General features: G+C 40.4%; 17 protein-coding genes. 14 read left to right on the top strand and 3 right to left on the bottom strand.

What is annotated here, in order from left to right:
* The 10 genes from napC to G6Q48_RS07565 all read left to right on the top strand — a co-directional run bounded on the left by napC (position 1) and on the right by G6Q48_RS07565 (position 9,611).
* Positions 1-639 (top strand): cytochrome c-type protein NapC, encoded by a 639-nt coding sequence (napC, locus tag G6Q48_RS07610; RefSeq protein WP_102139974.1) that lies wholly within the window; start codon positions 1-3, stop codon positions 637-639.
* Positions 640-836: 197 nt separating this feature from the next.
* Positions 837-1,577, top strand: a complete 741-nt coding sequence (locus G6Q48_RS07605; protein WP_102139973.1) for a heme ABC transporter permease — start codon at positions 837-839, stop codon at positions 1,575-1,577.
* Entirely contained in the window at positions 1,574-1,786 is a 213-nt protein-coding gene (gene ccmD / locus G6Q48_RS07600) for a heme exporter protein CcmD (RefSeq protein WP_004262214.1), read from the top strand. The genes G6Q48_RS07605 and ccmD overlap by 4 nt, the downstream gene beginning before the upstream one ends.
* Positions 1,783-2,274, top strand: coding sequence for a cytochrome c maturation protein CcmE (ccmE, locus tag G6Q48_RS07595; protein WP_036958480.1), 492 nt, complete (start codon positions 1,783-1,785; stop codon positions 2,272-2,274). The genes ccmD and ccmE overlap by 4 nt, the downstream gene beginning before the upstream one ends.
* A complete protein-coding gene (locus G6Q48_RS07590) occupies positions 2,271-4,202 on the top strand; it encodes a heme lyase CcmF/NrfE family subunit (protein WP_102139971.1) in 1,932 nt (643 codons plus the stop codon). Before ccmE ends, G6Q48_RS07590 begins: the two co-directional genes overlap by 4 nt.
* Entirely contained in the window at positions 4,199-4,756 is a 558-nt protein-coding gene (dsbE, locus tag G6Q48_RS07585; RefSeq protein WP_004262204.1) for a thiol:disulfide interchange protein DsbE, read from the top strand. The genes G6Q48_RS07590 and dsbE overlap by 4 nt, the downstream gene beginning before the upstream one ends.
* Positions 4,753-5,823, top strand: coding sequence for a cytochrome c-type biogenesis protein CcmH (locus tag G6Q48_RS07580; RefSeq protein ID WP_102139970.1), 1,071 nt, complete (start codon positions 4,753-4,755; stop codon positions 5,821-5,823). The genes dsbE and G6Q48_RS07580 overlap by 4 nt, the downstream gene beginning before the upstream one ends.
* A gap of 154 nt (positions 5,824-5,977) precedes the next feature.
* Positions 5,978-6,718, top strand: a complete 741-nt coding sequence (locus G6Q48_RS07575) for a hypothetical protein (RefSeq protein WP_166265492.1) — start codon at positions 5,978-5,980, stop codon at positions 6,716-6,718.
* A gap of 312 nt (positions 6,719-7,030) precedes the next feature.
* Positions 7,031-7,396: a DUF2946 domain-containing protein gene (locus tag G6Q48_RS07570; protein ID WP_375373123.1), complete on the top strand. Its 366-nt coding sequence runs from the start codon at positions 7,031-7,033 to the stop codon at positions 7,394-7,396.
* 181 nt (positions 7,397-7,577) lie between these two features.
* Positions 7,578-9,611, top strand: a complete 2,034-nt coding sequence (locus tag G6Q48_RS07565) for a TonB-dependent copper receptor (protein WP_166265489.1) — start codon at positions 7,578-7,580, stop codon at positions 9,609-9,611.
* Between the two features lie 84 nt (positions 9,612-9,695).
* Here G6Q48_RS07565 and G6Q48_RS07560 read toward each other — a convergent pair whose 3' ends face one another.
* Positions 9,696-10,580 carry a helix-turn-helix domain-containing protein gene (locus G6Q48_RS07560; protein ID WP_166265486.1) on the bottom strand — a complete coding sequence of 295 codons (885 nt, stop codon included), beginning with the start codon at positions 10,578-10,580 and terminating at the stop codon, positions 9,696-9,698.
* A 908-nt stretch (positions 10,581-11,488) separates the two neighbouring features.
* Here G6Q48_RS07560 and G6Q48_RS07555 point away from each other — a divergent pair.
* Positions 11,489-11,743: a helix-turn-helix domain-containing protein gene (locus G6Q48_RS07555; protein WP_102137344.1), complete on the top strand. Its 255-nt coding sequence runs from the start codon at positions 11,489-11,491 to the stop codon at positions 11,741-11,743.
* 99 nt (positions 11,744-11,842) lie between these two features.
* Here the strand turns inward: G6Q48_RS07555 and G6Q48_RS07550 are convergent, their stop codons facing one another.
* On the bottom strand, positions 11,843-12,838 hold the full coding sequence (locus G6Q48_RS07550; RefSeq protein WP_229597474.1) for a hypothetical protein: 996 nt from the start codon (positions 12,836-12,838) through the stop codon (positions 11,843-11,845).
* Between the two features lie 234 nt (positions 12,839-13,072).
* Positions 13,073-13,909, bottom strand: coding sequence for a MurR/RpiR family transcriptional regulator (locus G6Q48_RS07545; protein WP_166265483.1), 837 nt, complete (start codon positions 13,907-13,909; stop codon positions 13,073-13,075).
* 393 nt (positions 13,910-14,302) lie between these two features.
* Between G6Q48_RS07545 and G6Q48_RS07540 the strand changes: the two genes are divergently transcribed.
* The 3 genes from G6Q48_RS07540 (at position 14,303) to iolG (ending at position 19,349) form a co-directional block, all read left to right on the top strand.
* A complete protein-coding gene (locus G6Q48_RS07540; RefSeq protein WP_166265480.1) occupies positions 14,303-15,814 on the top strand; it encodes a CoA-acylating methylmalonate-semialdehyde dehydrogenase in 1,512 nt (503 codons plus the stop codon).
* 12 nt (positions 15,815-15,826) lie between these two features.
* On the top strand, positions 15,827-17,764 hold the full coding sequence (iolD, locus tag G6Q48_RS07535) for a 3D-(3,5/4)-trihydroxycyclohexane-1,2-dione acylhydrolase (decyclizing) (RefSeq protein ID WP_166265477.1): 1,938 nt from the start codon (positions 15,827-15,829) through the stop codon (positions 17,762-17,764).
* A 598-nt stretch (positions 17,765-18,362) separates the two neighbouring features.
* Positions 18,363-19,349, top strand: coding sequence for an inositol 2-dehydrogenase (gene iolG / locus G6Q48_RS07530; RefSeq protein WP_102137347.1), 987 nt, complete (start codon positions 18,363-18,365; stop codon positions 19,347-19,349).
* The last annotated feature ends 164 nt before the right edge of the window (positions 19,350-19,513 follow it).

Here is a 19,513-nt window from a genome sequence, read left to right as displayed (position 1 = left end):
ATGTCAAATAACAATGATAAGCAAACACATGATGACAAGCCGAAGAAAAAGGGTTTGTTTGGGCTAATCGGCCGAGTATGGCGGTGGTGGCGTAGGCCAAGCCGTTTAGCATTAGGAACCTTATTACTGATTGGTTTCGTGAGTGGTGTTATCTTCTGGGGCGGCTTCAATACGGGTATGGAAATGGCCAATACGGAAGAGTTCTGTATTAGCTGCCATGAAATGCGTGAGAATGTCTATGAAGAATATATGGATACTATTCACTATACTAACCGTAGTGGTGTCCGTGCAACTTGCCCAGATTGTCACGTACCGCATGAGTTCGGCCCCAAAATGGTGCGTAAAATTCAAGCGAGTAAAGAGTTATACGGAAAAATTTTTGGCATCATTGATACGCCACAAAAATTTGAAGACCATCGGTTAGCGATGGCGCAAAGTGAGTGGCGACGAATGAAAAATAACGACTCACAAGAGTGTCGTAACTGCCATAACTTTGAGTATATGGACTTTACAGCACAAAAAGGAGTTGCAGCCAAAATGCATGACCAAGCCATCACGGATGGTAAAACCTGCATTGACTGCCATAAAGGGATCGCCCATAAGTTGCCGGACATGCGTGAAGTTGAACCTGGCTTTTAATTCAAGGTAATCATTTTATGATGAGTTACATCGATGAATTATAAGTAATGATCAATAAATAGGCTGGTTATGCGTTTGAGTATGATCAGCCTAAGTTATATTTGTGTTAAATCAATATATTTGCTTTTTTAATGTGTATTGTATGATGCTGTCACGCAGCATTTACTAACAATATAATAAATCAGGGTAATTAAACTATGTGGAAAAAGCTTCATCAACTTGCCATCCCAGTTAACCTTTACCGGTTATGTGGGCGTCTAATACCGTGGTTTATCATATTGAGTGTAATTTGTTTAGCAGTGGGATGGATTTGGGGATTTGGCTTTGCGCCAACCGATAAAGTCCAAAGCCAAAGTTATCGTATTATGTATATCCATGTGCCTGCTGCAATGTGGTCAATGGGGATCTACGCCACCATGGCGATCACCGCTTTTGTCGGTCTCGTATGGCAAATGAAAGTCTCTGAATTGGCGATAGCTGCAATGGCGCCTGTCGGGGCGGTATTTACCTTTATCGCATTGGTTACCGGTGCGACATGGGGTAAACCAATGTGGGGGGCATGGTGGGTATGGGATGCACGTTTAACTTCTGAATTAATTCTGTTTTTTCTGTATGTGGGGATTATTGCTTTATGGCATGCGTTTGATGACCGCCGTACAGCAGGAAAGGCCGCTGCAATTTTAGTATTAATTGGTGTAATTAACTTACCTATCATTCATTATTCAGTTGAATGGTGGCAAACCTTGCACCAACCTTCGACTCGCATGCAAGAAAGCATCAACCCTGCTATGCGTACGCCACTACGTTTAGCTATCCTTGGTTACCTGTTTCTTTTTATCTCATTAACGTTAATCCGTTTACGTAGTCAATTATTGATGTTAGAACGTAACCGTCCATGGGTATTAGATATTGTGAATAAAAAAGGACGTCAATCATGACTAGCGCATTTGCATCTTGGAGTGAGTTTTGGGCGATGGGCGGCTATGGTTTTTATGTATGGCTGGCGGTTGCGCTGACATTAATACCTATTTTGTTACTCTGTTTGCATACATACATACAAAGAAAAATGATAATAAATGCAATTATTCAACAGCAAGCTCGTGAAGTAAGACAAAAAGCAGCAAGAGCGCGTAGGGAGGGAGTGTGAATATTCGTCGTCGTAACCGACTTTGGTTGATCTGTTCCATATTGGTTGGCGTGGGGTTAACCCTCGCATTAATTCTCTACGCATTGCGCTCAAGTATTGACTTGTTTTATACCCCCGGTGAAATCATCTACGGTAAGCGGGAAACTCAGCAAATCCCTGAAGTTGGGCAGCGTTTGCGCGTTGGCGGCATGGTGATGCCCGGTAGTGTGGTACGTGATTCTGACCCCGTCTCTAATGCCGTCAATATTACCTTCACAGTTTATGATGCCGAAGGTGAAGTGGACGTAAGTTATCATGGAATTTTGCCTGACTTATTCAAAGAAGGGCAAGGTGTTGTTGTTCAAGGGGAATTACAAGAGAATAATCATATTTTAGCGAAAGAAGTGCTTGCTAAACATGATGAAAACTATACGCCACCAGAAGTTGAAAAGGCGATGCAGGAAAACCATCGCAGGCCAGCTGCTGCCTATAAGGACAATGCATCATGATCCCTGAAATTGGTAGCGTTTTACTGTGTTTGGCATTAGGTCTTGCCGTTTTGCTGTCTTTTTACCCGCTATGGGGAGTGGCACGCAATGATGCCCGCCTGATGGCATCATCGCGTCCATTAGCATGGTTACTTTTTCTCTGTGTAACAGGGGCATTCCTAGTATTAGTGAATGCCTTTGTTGTTAATGATTTCTCAGTCACTTATGTTGCCAATAACTCGAATACGCAATTGCCAATTTGGTATCGTGTTGCTGCAACATGGGGAGCTCACGAAGGCTCATTATTACTTTGGGTATTATTAATGAGCGGCTGGACATTTGCGGTAGCAATTTGCAGTTACCGAATGCCTCTCGACATTGTCGCCCGTGTTTTGGCCGTCATGGGGATGGTTAGCGTTGGTTTCTTACTGTTTATCATCTTCACTTCAAATCCGTTTTCTCGCACGCTGCCGGCCTTTCCGATTGAAGGGCGTGACCTCAACCCATTACTACAAGACCCCGGGCTGATTTTCCACCCACCATTGTTATATATGGGCTATGTCGGCTTCTCAGTGGCATTTGCCTTTGCGATTGCGGCATTGTTAAGTGGCCGGTTAGATAGCTCTTTCACGCGCTTCGCTCGCCCTTGGACGATGGCAGCATGGTTCTTTTTAACACTGGGGATCATGTTAGGTTCCGCATGGGCTTATTATGAATTAGGTTGGGGGGGCTGGTGGTTCTGGGACCCAGTGGAAAACGCTTCCTTTATGCCATGGTTAGTGGGGACGGCATTGATCCACTCACTTTCCGTTACTGAACAGCGAGCCACGTTTAAAGCCTGGTCACTATTATTGTCGATTTTTGCTTTCTCACTGTGTTTACTCGGGACTTTCTTAGTCCGTTCAGGGGTATTGGTTTCTGTACACGCCTTTGCCTCAGACCCATCTCGAGGGTTATTCATCTTAGCCTTCATGGTGTTAGTGATTGGCGGCTCTTTATTGGTGTTTGCACTGCGTGGGCACAAAGTACGCTCAAGAGTTAACAATGCGCTATGGTCTCGTGAATCCATGTTATTGGGCAATAACGTTATCCTAACAGCAGCGATGTTAGTCGTGTTACTCGGTACATTGCTACCGTTGGTCCATAAACAAATTGGTCTGGGTACGATTTCCATTGGTGAACCGTTCTTTAATACCATGTTTATCGCGTTGATGGTGCCATTTGCCTTGTTACTTGGAATTGGCCCACTCGTACGCTGGGGGCGTGACCGCCCTGCGGCTATCAAAAAATTATTAATCATTGCAACGGTATTAACCGTTATTCTCTCTTTTGCCTTGCCATTATTAATGGAAGATAGGGTAGAAGCGCTGACGGTTGTCGGCTTAATGATGGCGTGCTGGATAGCTATTCTTGCGTTCGCGGAAATGCGAGTGCGCATCAGTAAGAAAATCAAGCTCACGCCAAGTTATTGGGGAATGGTACTGGCGCACTTAGGTTTAGCGGTAACCATCGTCGGTATTGCCTTTAGCCAAAATTACAGTATTGAGCGTGATGTGAAAATGAAGCCGGGCGATAGCATTTCAATTCGTGCTTATACCTTTGTATTTAATGGGGTAAAAGAGGCTGATGGCCCTAACTACCAAGGCGTTATTGGCAGTATTTCAGTGAAAGAGAAAGACAAAGTCATCGGTGTTTTAATGCCAGAAAAACGTTTTTATAGCGTTAGCCGAGCAGTTATGACCGAAGCCGCGATTGATGGCGGTTTTACTCGCGATTTATATGCCGCATTGGGTGAGGAAATTGCTAAAGATACGTGGACGATGCGTTTGTATTATAAACCGTTTGTTCGTTGGATCTGGTCTGGTGGCGTATTAATGGCTATCGGTGCGTTATTTTGCTTGTTTGACCCACGTTATCGTCGTCGTAAATTACAAGGGGAAACAGCATGAACCGCAAAGTCTTCTTAATTCCTTTTATTATTTTTGCAGGAATTGCTGCGGTTCTGTTATGGCAATTGATGCGTAATGCAGAAGGGGATGACCCTCGCTTATTAGAATCCGCTTTAATTGGTAAGCCAGTGCCCGTTTTTCGCCTTGAGTCACTAGAAAACCCCGGTCAACATTATGAATCGGATGTGCTAACACAAGGGCAACCTATCTTGTTGAATGTTTGGGCGACATGGTGCCCAACATGCCGTGCAGAACATCAATATTTGAATAAATTGTCTGCACAAGGTGTCCGTGTGGTCGGGTTGAATTATAAAGATAAACGGGATAAGGCCATTGTGTGGTTACGTGAGTTGGGTAACCCTTATGCTCTGAGTTTATTTGATGGTGAAGGTATGTTAGGCCTTGATTTAGGGGTATATGGTGCACCTGAAACGTTCTTAATTGATGGCAATGGAGTGATCCGTTATCGTCACGCAGGGGCAATGGACGAGCGCGTTTGGGAAAAAGAATTTAAACCCCTTTGGGAGCGCTATAATCAGGAGGCGAACCAATGAGGTATTTATTGGGTTTATTGATGTTAGCGTTAAGTGCAACGGTGACATATGCATCGACAGAAGTGTTTACTTTCGATAATGAACAGCAAGAGCAGCAATTCCGTAAGTTAACCGAAGAGCTGCGTTGTCCTAAATGTCAAAACAACAGTATTGCGGATTCTAACTCAATGATTGCACTGGACTTGCGTCAAAAAGTGTATGAGTTAATGAAAGAAGGCAAAAACCGCGATGAAATCGTTGATTATATGGTTGCTCGCTATGGTTACTTCGTCACTTATAACCCACCACTGACACCGCTCACGGTGATGCTATGGGGGTTACCATTTGTTGCTATAGCGGTAGGCGGCTGGATCATTTTTGCCCGTTCTAAAAAACGCGTTAGATTAAAACAGGTTGAGCAGGGTGATGAGGAAGCATTGCCTGAGGCCTCTCGTACCAGCAATTGGGTTTATTTACCCGGGTTTATCATCGCATTAGGTGTTGCGGGTGGGGCTTATTATCAGGTAGGCAGTTACGAGAAAGTGGCAGATTGGAATAATGCCTATCAACAAGCCCCTGCTTTGTTAGATAGAGCACTAGACCCATCTGAGCCGCCACTCAATAATGCGGAAATGGAACACCTTGCTTTAGGGTTACGCACTCGACTGCAGGAAGATCCGCAAAATGTAGAAGCGTGGGAAATGCTAGGCCGTATTGGTATGGTGTTGGGGAATGCTACTATGGCAACCGATGCCTATGGCCGTGCTTATCGCCTAGCCCCTAAAAATGAAAATGTAGTGATGGGATATGCGGAGGTTTTGACGCGCTCTTCTGATCCTGAAGATAACCGCCAAGGTGCAGAATTACTTAAAAAGCTGATCGCAGAAGACCGCACTAATGTGAAAGCGTTGAGTATTTTTGCATTCAATGCATTTGAGCAAGAACGCTACGCTGAAGCCATTTCTGCTTGGCAAATGATGCTAAAACTGCTGCCAGAGAATGATCAACGTCGTCCTATTATCGAGCGCAGTGTTGAACAAGCTCTGATGATGGTGCATGAAAAGAAAGGGCAGCCTTCCGATAAGTAAGTTTTTTCACTGATAGTGTTATACAGGTGTTCGCCTGTATAACACTCCCTTTCATATTATAATCCACGATTTTGATTACTTCGGTTTGTTAAAGATAGCTGATATCAATTCTTTTAATATAGTTTGAGTTTATAACTAGATAAAAGGAAGCAATATGGCCACTCGACTAATGCGTAATTATCATCAAACCAATATCTCTCACCCAGTCGTATCAGGTTTGAATAAACGCCCATTAGATAAAGAAGTTAAAAGAAAGCTTGTGAATCAGCAGCTAGAATTAAATAAATTTGCTGAAAGTATTAAAAAAAAGCAGATTGACCGGAAAGGGTCAAAAATTCCCACTCGTGTTTTTACTTTAAGACATGCCTATTCAGATCCTTCAAATATTCATCAAAAAAATATATCAGGGGCATTGGCATTAAATCGGTCGGTTTCGGAGCCAAGCAATCTAAATCGCTCCCACAGGACGCCAGTTCAAAAGAGGACATTAGCGAGAGCGCAACCTAATTATCAGCCAAGTCAGGCTCCAAGAAGCCCACAATATATTCAAAAAGCAAAAGACGACAAGATTGCCGCATATCAATCACTCCCCGATGTGGTTAAAAGTTTTCTTAACGAAAATCTCAGCTATAAAATTTTGGTCACTTTCAGAAAAGGGTTAGCTGGTAAGGAAGTAAAAAAATATATAGTTGCTTATGAAGAATTTAAACAAGGTGTTAGCGATAAAGAAAAAGAGCAATATTTACAGATTAAATTGAGTGGTTTGACGCCAGATAACCGATTTCAATCAACCAAAACGGTTTGGATTGAACTGGATAAACTCAAGCCAATTCAAACTAAAGAAGAGATAACCAAGGTAATGGTTAACACAAAATGGTCTCATCTAAATCGCTAGGGTTAGATGGTTAATAGCCAAATAATGTTAAAGTAAATAATGAGCTTATTATTTACTTTAATTTCAATCTGTTGTATTGAGAATAGAGATTTAATCAATAGATTGATTTTAATCAGCAATTGTCTGTTTTTTAGTCTTTTGTATGCGATGCTGCGCTGTGGTTAACATTAATTCTGAAAATAAATAACAACACCCTTCCAAATAAGATACAATTCCGCACTATAAAATTCATACTGAGATGACGGAAAAACGTTGCACCTGCGCCCTTTTATCAAACAGCTATCCGCTTATCTTGCTTTGCTTGCCATTGCAATGTTGTTTATTGCACCTTTGGTTTCTAAGTCCATGGTGCATATGGACACTTGTACAGATATACAAAGTGAGAGGGTAGACTCTTCTATGCATTCGCATCACAGTATGCCTATGTCTGAAGGCTGTGACGTTTCTATACCAATGAACCATATGTTAATGACGGGGATAGGGCAGTCTCCGATGGAAGATATTGCATGTGGTTACTGCCAATTATTGATCCACTTCCCATTTCTTATCTTACTTATTGCTGCGGTTATTCGGCAATTTGCCACGCTAACTCTATTTATTCCCTTTGAGAGTTGCACTCACATTTGGTTATTTAGACCATGGTCATTACATCTCGCTCGAGCCCCACCAATCTCCTGATTTCTTAATATTATAAATTTTCAAATTAATTAAATTGCTACTTTTGCTTTTATTGTGCAAAGCGTTTTCGTTCATCTTGAATTTCTTTGATTTTTAAGAGGTTCCCCCTTGAGGGCTGAAAATGTATTTGCAAGCTAAGAGGCGAAAGCAGCGTAGCTATACTCTAAGAAACAGGTAAAAAATGAACACACACGTTTTTAAAGTGGCTCCTATTGCAACACTGGTAATTAGTGCAATTTTTACGGCATCTACAGCCGCTAAAACTGAAATCAACCAAAGCCCAATTTCAGATAGCTCAGTGATGATTGTGACTGCGCCAGTTGATTCACCATTAACGATTACGACATCACCTAAAACACCAAGGCAGCCCGTCCCTGCGAGTGATGGTTCTGATTATCTCAAAACTATTCCGGGTTTTTCACAAATACGAAACGGTGGGACTAACGGTGATCCTGTTTTCCGTGGCATGTTCGGCTCGCGTTTGCGTATTTTGACCAATGATAGCGAGATGTTAGGTGCATGTCCTTCTCGTATGGATGCGCCTACATCTTATATCTCACCGGAAAACTTTGATGTACTGAATATGATTAAAGGCCCTCAAACTGTTTTATGGGGGCCTGGGAACTCTGCGGGAACCATCCGTTTTGAACGTGAAAAACCGCTATTTACTGAAGCAGGAATGAAAGGAAACGCGAGTGTTTTAGCCGCATCTAATGAGCGTTGGGATGGCAATGCAGATGTGAGTTTAGGTAATGAGTCTGGCTACATTCGCGTTATTGGCAATAAGTCACGTTCTAATGATTATAAAGATGGTAATGGGGACAAAGTACCGTCTAAATGGGACAAATGGAATACTGATATTGCGGTTGGTTGGACTCCTGATGAATACACATTATTAGAGTTGACTGCAGGTAAAGGCGATGGGGAAGCTCGCTATGCGGGGAGGGGAATGGATGGCTCTCAGTTTAAACGCGAAAGCTTAGGATTGCGCTTTGAGAAAAGTAATCTCAGCGATGTGTTAGATAAAATTGAAGCGAATGTCTATTACAATTATGCCGACCATATAATGGATAACTACTCGCTTCGTTCTCCATCAGGTGGCGGAATGAGTGGTGGTCATATGGGGCATGGTGGCCATGGTATGATGAATATGCCAATGAAAATGCGAGTTGACCGTGAAACCATGGGGGGGCGAACGATGGGAACATGGTTATGGTCAGACTATGAACTGCGTGTCGGCGCAGACATGCAAACCAATAAGCATCGAAAAAACAATCACAATAGCTGGAAAAAAGATGCACAATTTCAAGATTATGGTGTTTTTAGCGAGCTAACTTGGCATCCAACTGAGCAAGGCAAAGTGGTCAGCGGGGTACGTTTAGACCGCGTGATAGTTGAAAATAATACAGGAGTAGGTTCTTCAGGGCGTAATACTGTGATGCCAGCAGGCTTTGCGCGTTATGAGCATTCTTTATCGGGTACGCCTGTTATGTTATATGCAGGTGTCGGTTATACAGAACGCTTTCCTGATTATTGGGAATTATTCTCGCCTAAACTCGGCCCGGATGGTAGCAATAATGTGTTTGATAAGCTAAAAACTGAAAAAACGACTCAGCTAGATATTGGAGCTAAATATAGCCATGAAGACACCAATGCATGGGTTTCTGCATATGTAGGGCGTGTTGATGATTTTATTCTCTTCCGTTATAGCGCAACAAATCCAAGAATGAGCCAGGTGGAAAATGTGGATGCGTTAATTATGGGAGGAGAACTCGGTGTTGCACAAAAACTCAGTGATGAGTGGAAAGCGGATGCAAGCCTTGCGTATTCATGGGGCGAAAACCGTACAGATGGAAAGGCATTACCGCAAATGCCACCGTTGGAAAGCCGATTTGGCTTATCGTGGGAAAAAGGCGATTGGACCACGACAGGCTTAGTACGAGTCGTGAGCCGCCAAAATCGCGTTGCCATTAATGATGGTAATGTAGTGGGTAAAGATTTTAGCAAAAGTGCGGGTTTCACAATTTTTTCATTAAATACAGCGTATAAAATTAATGAAAACATGAAATTAAGCGCAGGTGTTGATAACCTTTTTGACAAAACCTATAGCGAGCACCTTAATTTAGCTGGAAACAGCGGTTTTGGCTATTCATCCAACGTGCCAGTGAATGAACCAGGGAGAAATTTCTGGGCAAAGATGAATGTGACTTTTTAATTATTAGCTCAACAACCCATACAACTTTTGTGTGGGTTGCTTGCTGGCTGGTTGTTAAATAGCTAGTTGTTAAATATCTAGTCGTTAAATAATAACGGGAATATAATAATTTAGTTCTTGAATGAAATGGCGTGAATCATTAATGAATGCCTCATAAGAGGGTTTAGACTTTAGGACATATTGCTCAACATCTGGCCCTTCACCACGGACGATATCCATTTCAGCAAGCACCTTCCCATAAGCAGTATAGATAATATCATTATAATCTATACCATGAAGGCTACTAGTGATTTTGATTTCTAAATAATTTCCTGAGGGTAACTGTAAGTTAGTTGCTTGCGGAAGCGCAATACTAACATCTTGTTCATCTAGAGCCGTGGTATATAGGAAATGCCCTTCTGCATTAGCGCTTTGGTCAATACCATGGATAGCATATAAATGCTGCGTGACATAAGGGTTTTTCTCAAAAAAAGCCCTCCAATAGTATCGGCGCAGTTCATCGGTTTTTAGGTTCCACTCATTAATATCTTTAGTATAACGATGCTTAGTTCCGAGTAAGTTGATTGCGGGTAACTGAGCCAATTTAACTTGAACACTGAGCTCTTTACTCTCTCGTAAAGGTAAACAGAACCCTTCAACTTTCCATCCTTCTCGTTTTCTATATTCAGAAGGGGTCAGATTAAATTGCTTTTTAAACGCGCGGCAAAAAGTTTGTTGCGAGTCAAAGCGGTATCTTAGAGAAATGTCCATTATGCTGTCATTTGTTAGCCGTAATGCGACAGCAGAACAAGAAAGACGTCTTGCTCGGATATAGGAGCCAAGTGCGAGTCCTGTTTGGTTTTTAAATAGGCGCTGAAAGTGCCATTTTGTGTATCCTGATTTATCGGCAACAGTATCTAGGGATAGGCGAGATTCTAAATTTTGTTCTATCCAGAGAATGATTTCCCTGATAACACTTTCTTGTAGCATGATTATCCTTTCAGGTCTCTTTTACTTACCAATAAAATAAGAGGTCATATAATAACTCAGTGTGATGACTGGTAAGTATTCATAGGTGCTCGTAATAGGATAGCATGCTAACTGACAATTTTATTAAAAAGATGTGAAGTTAAGTAAGTTTTGATAAGGGAGGGGTTAGATTGAATGCTTAAATACACTTGTTAGGCGTTTACGTAATTTGCCTAATTTTTACATACTGTGTATAGACTGAAAGTAATGAATATGGCATAAGTGTGAGACATAATTTTATTTACATCTAAGACGATCTGTTATAGTAATCTATTTTAGAGATTCAAAATAAGATTGAAATAATGTAACTTACTAATCTTAAAAGTGCTTTAACCTTATAAGCGTAATATAGAATGTCTTATTATTATTACCTGAATCTAATCTTGTTATTTCGACTAATAAATAAAAAAAAACGTCTTTTTTTATGATGAAAAAAAATTTTCTTTATTATAATTGCTTTGTGGAAACTTATTGATACGGATGAATACAAATTGTCACGAATTTCCTAAGGTTATAACATTAAATTTGGCAATATAGTTTTATCAAATTGGAAATGTAAGCTAGAATTTAAATTAAATTGGAAATACAATTTATTAGCTGGTGACTGACTATAACCTAGTTTCTATCTTTATTGGGTCTTAAAGTGTTATGTGATGATCATCACAACTAAAATGTAACAATGAAATAGATATAATCTAATTATATCATCTGCTTATCTGGTTTTTCTGTTTGTTTTTCATTAATGGATTGTCTTAAAACGATTCATTTAATCAGAGTTTTATTATTTTAAGTCAATTTATAAATTTACGGTTGGTGATAATTTACGCACCGGTTGATAATATTCATTTTAATATTTAGTAGAGGTTATTATGGGCAAGGAAAGCATTGCTAAAATGCTAGGGATAAAAATCCGAAAACAGCGAGAAAACCATAAAATATCGATAGAAAAAATGGCAAGCTTAATCGGTGTAACAGAAGAAGAAATGAATCGATTCGAGACTGGCGAAAGTTGCATTGATGTTGATTCATTATTTCAATTTGCTTATCTTTTCAATGTTGATCCTACGTCTTTTTTATATGGCGTCGTAAATGTAAATGGTGGTACATATAGCTCAATACATTGATTATAAGTGATTTAGGTGTGTTACAAATAATATTGCATTATTTACTTGTAGAATAATATTACTTGTTACTATTAGGGTTATCTTTATATTTTATAGAAATCAAATATATCCATAGGTATTTAGCTGTTTTATTACTTTATCTGTTAGTTCATTAGCGCGACTCCATTGATTAATCTTAGCTAACTTTGTGTTGCTACCGAGTCTTAAAACAAATTGGTCGAGTTGCTCTACAATAAAATTATTTTGATTAATTTCTTGATTTCTTTCATTAAAAGGGAGATTTTTCTCTACTTCATATCGGTTATTACATTGTTTTAAAGACAGTTTGTCTGAAACCTTTCCTGTATTGAAAAAGATTTCAAATGAAATCAATAAACCACCTTCTTGGCGAAAGTTAATCATCAATACATCGCCATCAGCTCTTTTCGTGAAGGGATGTGAGTATTGGATCGCAGGGTTTGAAAGTACAACATCAGGTATTAAAGATAACAATAGTTCTATATTTTTTGCGATAGTGTTTCGTAATGTATTGAATGGCAATTGGTTTTCAGTCTCTAATATTCTGTGTGTTACGATACGTAATAACCCTGTTTCTGTGCCACGTTTAGACATTAATGACGTTTTTATTTGGTTGAACTGGTAATCAAAGCTAAGAGGCTGGCTATAGTTAATCAATGTGTCATGGAATATTGCTTTCTTTAATACTTCCTTCAATTCGCTTTCACTATAGTTGGGGATATCATTTAATAGGATATCTTTTCCTGCTGTTACAGCCATCTGAATAGCAAATTTTAGTAACTCATCACTGCAAGTGGATGTCATTATGATGCAATCAACATCATCATTATTGATCAGTTCTTCTATCTTTTTCTTTTGGCACATAAAGTCAGTCATAGAAGGGAGTGATGGAGTCAAATGGCAAATTGACTTTAGCTCACTATGATGGGTGCAGCATTTTATCGCATCAATATAAAGTTGGTTATAAGGTGCTGTGCCGATTAAACCAATACCAGAGCGATTAATTGACGTGACAGAATGCTGTTCTTCAAGTAAACGAAGGTGGCCGAGTAAATAAAGAAAGTGTGTATTTAACATGCTTAGCCCTCATTCTTGGTTTTATCTAACGCGAGATATAATCCCAACATAGCAGGGTGAAATAATAATTTCATTTGATTGTCTTTTTAGAATTTGTATTTTCTGATGAGATTCACAAATCCAAGAAAAAGATGAAACTTAATTAACATTCAATAAATACGTTTATGTTAATGAGGGAGAGGATTGGAAGGGGCTCTGAATTAATGGAGGTGTTTAATTACAGAGCCGTATAACTTAGACTAAGCTGCTGCCCTGGCGATAGGCTAATGCCACTGTCAGTGATTGTGCTAAACATAAGGTGGCTGATTGCGAACGAAATGCATCTACTTGGGCTTCTTTGATAACAAAACAAACATCACTGAAACTTGCCAACGGGCTGATTTGGCTGTCAGTAATAACGATCTGTTGTGCGCCTGCTTGAGCTGCTTTCTCACTTACCATGACCGTTTCCGAGGCGTAAGGTGTGAAACTGATTGAAATAACAACGTCATTTTCACTGATCCGGCTGATCTGCTCCTTGAACATCCCACCAAGTCCATCAATGAGTACTGGGCGACATTCCAAATGGCTAAGGGCGTAGCTCAAATACGTTGCAACGCTGAATGAGCGACGCAAACCGATAATGTAGATATTTTGTGCGTTCGCTAATAACGATACCGCTTTTTCGATATCATCTGCGGGAGTTCTAGCTGCCATTTGTTGCAAAGCTTGGGCGTTAGAGTGCGCGAATTCCTTCAAAATTTGTGAAGGATCATCACTTAGTTCTTGAGAGCCATCCATTTCACGAAACATGCGCGCTCTATCGGTGTAGCTGGCGGTTTCTTCAACAAGGTTCATACGAAACAATTGTTTCATTTCATTAAACCCACTGAAATTAAAAGCATTTGCAAAACGGATCAGCGTCGAAGGCGGAACTTTCGCTTCTTTTGCAATGACGGCGACAGTATCAAATGCGACGCTATTCGTATTGTCTAATACGTAGCGTGCCACTTGCTGTAGCCGTTTACTTAATTCGTCGTATCGCGAGCGAACCTGCTCTTGAAACTCATTTAAATTTGATGCACTTGACATATAACCTCCAGAATTTGGCTCTAATTGTAGTTGTTTTACGGCGTTAGTCGAATCTTTTTGAAACACTTAGTTCATATTTAAAAATTTTCTTTTCTTGAAATCTCAAAATAATTTGAATTTGGGATAATAAATTGAACAGCTTACATCAATTTGTTCTCTTGTTTTCTTGATTGAAAGCAAGACATATTTTGCTCAACACAACAGCCAAATAGCCAATAAATAAGTGGTGAAAGTAAGTTTAAGTCTGGTGTTTTTTCGTCACTATTAGAAATTGCATAAAAACTTTGTCTAGATCACATAAATTGAATGTTATTTCAAATTTAGTTGTAAATGAAACAAATATTTCATATACATTGAGTAACTAGGTAACTCTGTCAGCTAAAGAGAGGCAACATGGAACAGATTCATAATTTTATTGGTGGTGAAATAGTATCCAGTAAAAGTGGGCGTTTTGCGCCCGTATTCAACCCAGCAACGGGGGAGCAAAGTGCTCAGGTTGTGCTTAGCAGTGCCGATGAAACAAAAAAAGCCATTGAAATTGCGAATAAAGCATTTCCTAAATGGTCAAAACTTTCTCCTTTGAAACGTTCTCGGATCTTATTCAAATTTAAAGCATTGCTTGAAGAGAATATGGATGAACTGGCGCGTTTAATATCACAAGAACACGGTAAAGTTTTTTCTGATGCGGTAGGTGAATTAACTCGTGGCTTGGAAGTTGTTGAATTTGCATGTGGTATTCCTCACTTACAAAAAGGTGAGCACTCAGCCAATGTTGCTACAGGGGTTGATAGCCACTCATTAATGCAGCCTTTGGGAGTTTGTGCGGGGATCACGCCATTTAATTTCCCAGCAATGGTACCGATGTGGATGTTCCCTGTGGCTATTGCAACAGGAAATACCTTTGTTTTAAAACCGTCAGAAAAAGATCCTTCTTTAGCTTTAGCATTAGCTAAATTGTTAAAAGAAGCTGGCTTACCTGATGGCGTATTTAACGTTGTTCAAGGGGACAAAGAATCTGTCGATGTGCTCTTAACTGCGCCAGAAGTTCAGGCAGTTAGTTTTGTTGGTTCAACGCCTATTGCTGAATATATTTACACGACGGCATCTGCTCATGGCAAGCGCTGCCAAGCACTCGGTGGTGCGAAAAATCACTGTATCTTAATGCCGGATGCGGACATGGGGCAGGCAGCTAATGCTATTATGGGCGCGGCATTTGGCGCTGCAGGTGAGCGTTGCATGGCATTATCCGTCGTCTTGGCAGTCGGTGATGAAACAGCAGATGCACTCATTGCTAACTTGAAAGGCCAAATTGCTAAAATGTCCGTTGGTCCTGGTATTACCGAAGGCAAAGAAAATGACATGGGACCCGTCATTTCAGCACAGCATAAAGCTAAAATCTGTGACTATATTACCAGCGGTGAAAAACAAGGTGCGACTTTATTGGTTGATGGCCGTGATTTTAAAGTTAAAGGCTTCGAAAATGGTTATTTTGTAGGGCCAACATTATTTGATAATGTCACCCCTGAAATGGACATTTATAAAGAAGAAATTTTTGGGCCTGTATTAGCGGTGGTGCGTGTTCCAGATTTCGAAACAGGTTTGAAACTAATTAACCGACATGAATATGGTAATGGAACAGCGATTTTTACCCGCGATGGTGAAACTGCGCGTGAATTCCAAGAAAATGTCCAAGCGGGAATGGTTGGCATCAATATTCCGATTCCAGTACCGATGGCATTCCACAGTTTTGGTGGTTGGAAACGCTCTATTTTTGGTCCATTAAATGTACATGGAAATGATGGTGTTCGCTTCTATACTCGCATGAAAACAGTCACTAGCCGTTGGCCTGCAAGCGTTCGCTTAGAACACCATGAAAGTAGTTTCACAATGCCTACCATGGAATAAACGGAGACCCGTATGAATAAGCAGAAAATGACGACAGCTCAAGCGTTGGTTAAATTTCTAAACCAACAATACGTTGATGTTGATGGTGAGCAGTATCCGTTTATTCAGGGGGTATTTACGATTTTTGGCCATGGTAACGTTGTGGGGTTAGGTCAGGCGCTCGAAGAGGCGCCTGGGCATCTACGTATTTACCAAGGTTGCAATGAGCAAGGCATGGCTCATATTGCCACAGGCTTTGCAAAGCAAAAAAAACGTAAACAAATTTTTGCGGTTACGTCCTCTGTTGGCCCTGGTGCTGCGAATATGATCACAGCTGCAGCAACAGCAACGGCGAATCGCATCCCACTGTTATTACTACCAGGCGATACCTTTGCAACACGTCAGCCAGATCCCGTTTTGCAGCAAGTTGAACAGTATGGTGACGGAACAATAAGCACCAATGACTGTTTTCGTCCTGTTTCACGTTATTGGGATAGGATCTCACGGCCTGAGCAATTGATGGCGGCCATGATCAATGCGATGCGAGTGTTAACTGACCCTGCAGATACTGGTGCAGTAACCATTTGCCTTCCGCAAGATGTTCAAGGTGAGGCGTGGGATTACCCCGATTACTTTTTTGAAAAACGGGTTCATCGTATTGAGCGTAGGCCACCGACGACGGTGAGTATCGAAGAAGCCGTAAATTTGATCCGCAGTAAGAAAAAACCACTGCTTGTGTGTGGCGGTGGTGTACGTTACTCTGAAGCTCACGAAGCATTTTTGCAATTTGCTGAAGATTATCAGATTCCATTTGGTGAAACCCAAGCGGGTAAAAGTACTGTGGTTGCCTGCCATCCCTTGAATATGGGGGGAATTGGGACAACAGGTGGGTTAGCCGCAAACTTGTTAGCTAAAGAGGCCGACTTAGTTATTGGTGTCGGTACGCGTTTTACTGATTTTACCACCGCATCAAAGTCTTTATTTAGTCATCCAAATGTGAAGTTCTTGAATATCAATGTTGCGGAGTTTGATGCAAGTAAGTTAGATGCATTGAAAGTGGTTGCGGATGCCAAAGAAGCATTACAAGCACTGAGTATAAAATTGAAAGATCCTCACTATGAAACTCAATGGGGGGATGAAATTCAGCAGGCTAAGCAACAGTGGAAGGATGAGCTAGAACGATTATTTAGTATTCAGTATCGCCCATTGGATTTTGTTCCTGAGATTGCAGGCCATCTTGATGATAAGCTCGAAGAATACAGTAAAACTTTAGGTACAGAGCTGGCGCAAACACGGGTATTAGGTTTGATGCAACAATACATGGAAGACGATGCCATTATTGTCGGGGCAGCAGGTTCATTACCGGGTGATTTACAACGTATTTGGCTACCAAAACAACGAGATACCTATCATCTTGAATATGGCTATTCATGCATGGGGTACGAAATTGCGGCCGCTGTTGGGGCTAAAATTGCTGCGCCGAAGCAACCTGTTTATGCGATGGTCGGAGATGGTTCTTATTTGATGTTACACAGCGAATTACAAACCGCGATTCAGGAGAATATCAAGGTCACCATCTTACTGTTTGATAATGCAGGATTTGGTTGTATTAATAACCTGCAGATGAGCCAAGGAATGGGGAGTTTTGGTACAGAAAACCGCTACAGGAACCCACAAACGGGCTTGATGGATGGGCCGTTAGTGAAGGTGGACTTTGCCAAAAATGCAGAAAGTTATGGCTGTAAAAGTTATCGGGTACATGATGAGAAACAATTGATTGCGGCCCTGGAAGACGCTAAATCTCATTCAGGCTGTGTATTGATTGATATTAAAGTACTCCCAAAAACAATGACAGATGGCTATGAAGCGTGGTGGAGGACAGGAACAGCACAAGTTTCTAAAAAGCCTCAAATAGTTGCTTCCGCTGAAAAAATTAAACAAATGATTGAGCATAAAGTTCGTCTTTATTAATCAATCTATTGCGGTAGTGCTTTATATTATCGAAATAACTCGACGGTGTTTTACCGTCGAGGAATGTTCTTCGTTTTCTTAATGAGTCTGATGTAACTAAGTAGGGTAGTTATTGGAAATTTAGCAAGGATTGCTTTGGTTTTAATTTACATTTTGGTTTTAATTTACATAGTGGTTATTACTTGTCGTTCTATATTTGTCATACTTCAAGTTGCATGGGGAACTGCGCTACGCTAGTCGCCTACGTTTAACTCGAATTATTTGGATCATATACCCAGCTTAGGTTGGGTTTTTTATGATTCTTATAGTTTAAAAAATGCATAATTGAAATATATGTTTTATTTGGGGTGAGTGAAAATTTAAAAAAGAGGCTATGAAAAATTAATATGCCAGCAAACACAGACTTTATTGTTAAATGCTTCTCGCTTACATTGTCAATTTGTGATCTGAATAACACTAAAAATACACTTTAATATAACATTTGTTATCCAGAGCCCAAAAATATAACTTTCAAAAAATTATAAATTGAAATGAATGTTTTATTTGGTATATTCCATAATATCCAAATAGTGGATTTAAGGTATCAAGGAGCATTTGAATGTTCAATATAGCACTATTCGGCGCAGGACGTATCGGACAGGTTCATGCTGTTAATATTGCCGGCCATAAAGAAACTAAACTTTATTCTGTCATCGACCCTTACCAACCGAATGCGGTTGCCTTGGCTGAAAAATACCAAGCAAAAGTGCAGACGACAGAAGAAGCGATGCAAGACCCTAATGTACAGGGTGTCTTAATTGCATCAGCCACAGATACTCACGCTGATTTAATCGAACTAGCCGCTAAACATAAAAAAGTGATCTTCTGTGAAAAACCGGTTCATCTAGACCTTGAGCGTGTGAAACAGTGTTTAAAAAGTGTGAAAGACCATAATGTTCCACTGTTCATTGGTTTTAACCGTCGCTATGACCCTCAATTTCGCCACTTGAAAAATTTATTCCAACAAGGCGCGATTGGTAAAGCAGAATCTTTAATTATCACGTCTCGCGACCCATCACCACCACCCGCAGAATACGTCAAAGTCTCTGGTGGTATGTTCAGAGATATGACTATTCATGATTTTGATATGGCTCGCTTTATGATTGGTGAAGAGCCTTGTTCTGTCTACGCACAAGGCAGTAATGTTGTAGACCCTGCTATTGGTCAAGCAGGTGATATTGATACCGCGTTTATTATCTTAAAATTCCCATCTGGTGCAATGGCGACAATTTCTAATAGCCGTCGTTCAGGTTATGGTTATGACCAACGGATTGAATTGCATGGTGAAAAGGGCTTATTAACGGCAGGAAATATCAAAGAGAATAGCGTTGCGCTTTTAAGTGAAGTTGGGTGCTTATCTGCTAAGCCAGAATATTTTTTCCTGCAACGTTACCACGAAGCATACAAAGCAGAGTGGCAGCATTTTGTTGATATCTTAGCAGGTCGTACGGTGCCTGAAACGACAGGTACCGATGGCGAGCTAGCTTTATATCTTGCAGACAAAGCACTGGAGTCACTCAAAACAGGTAAAGAAGTTAAATTGTAATTAATACGATAATACTATTTAACTTGGTTATAAACTTGCGGTTAAAAAACGCTTTTTGGCCGCAATAGTGAATATATTTATTTATCAATGAATATATAAAATATTGACCTTACATTTTATTTAATACTCTTTAGGCTTTCAATGAACAGAGATTAATTGAGGCT

Source organism: Providencia sp. M-27 (assembly GCF_011077905.1).
GTDB lineage: Bacteria > Pseudomonadota > Gammaproteobacteria > Enterobacterales > Enterobacteriaceae > Providencia > Providencia huaxiensis.
This window is presented reverse-complemented; position numbering and strand designations above follow the sequence as displayed.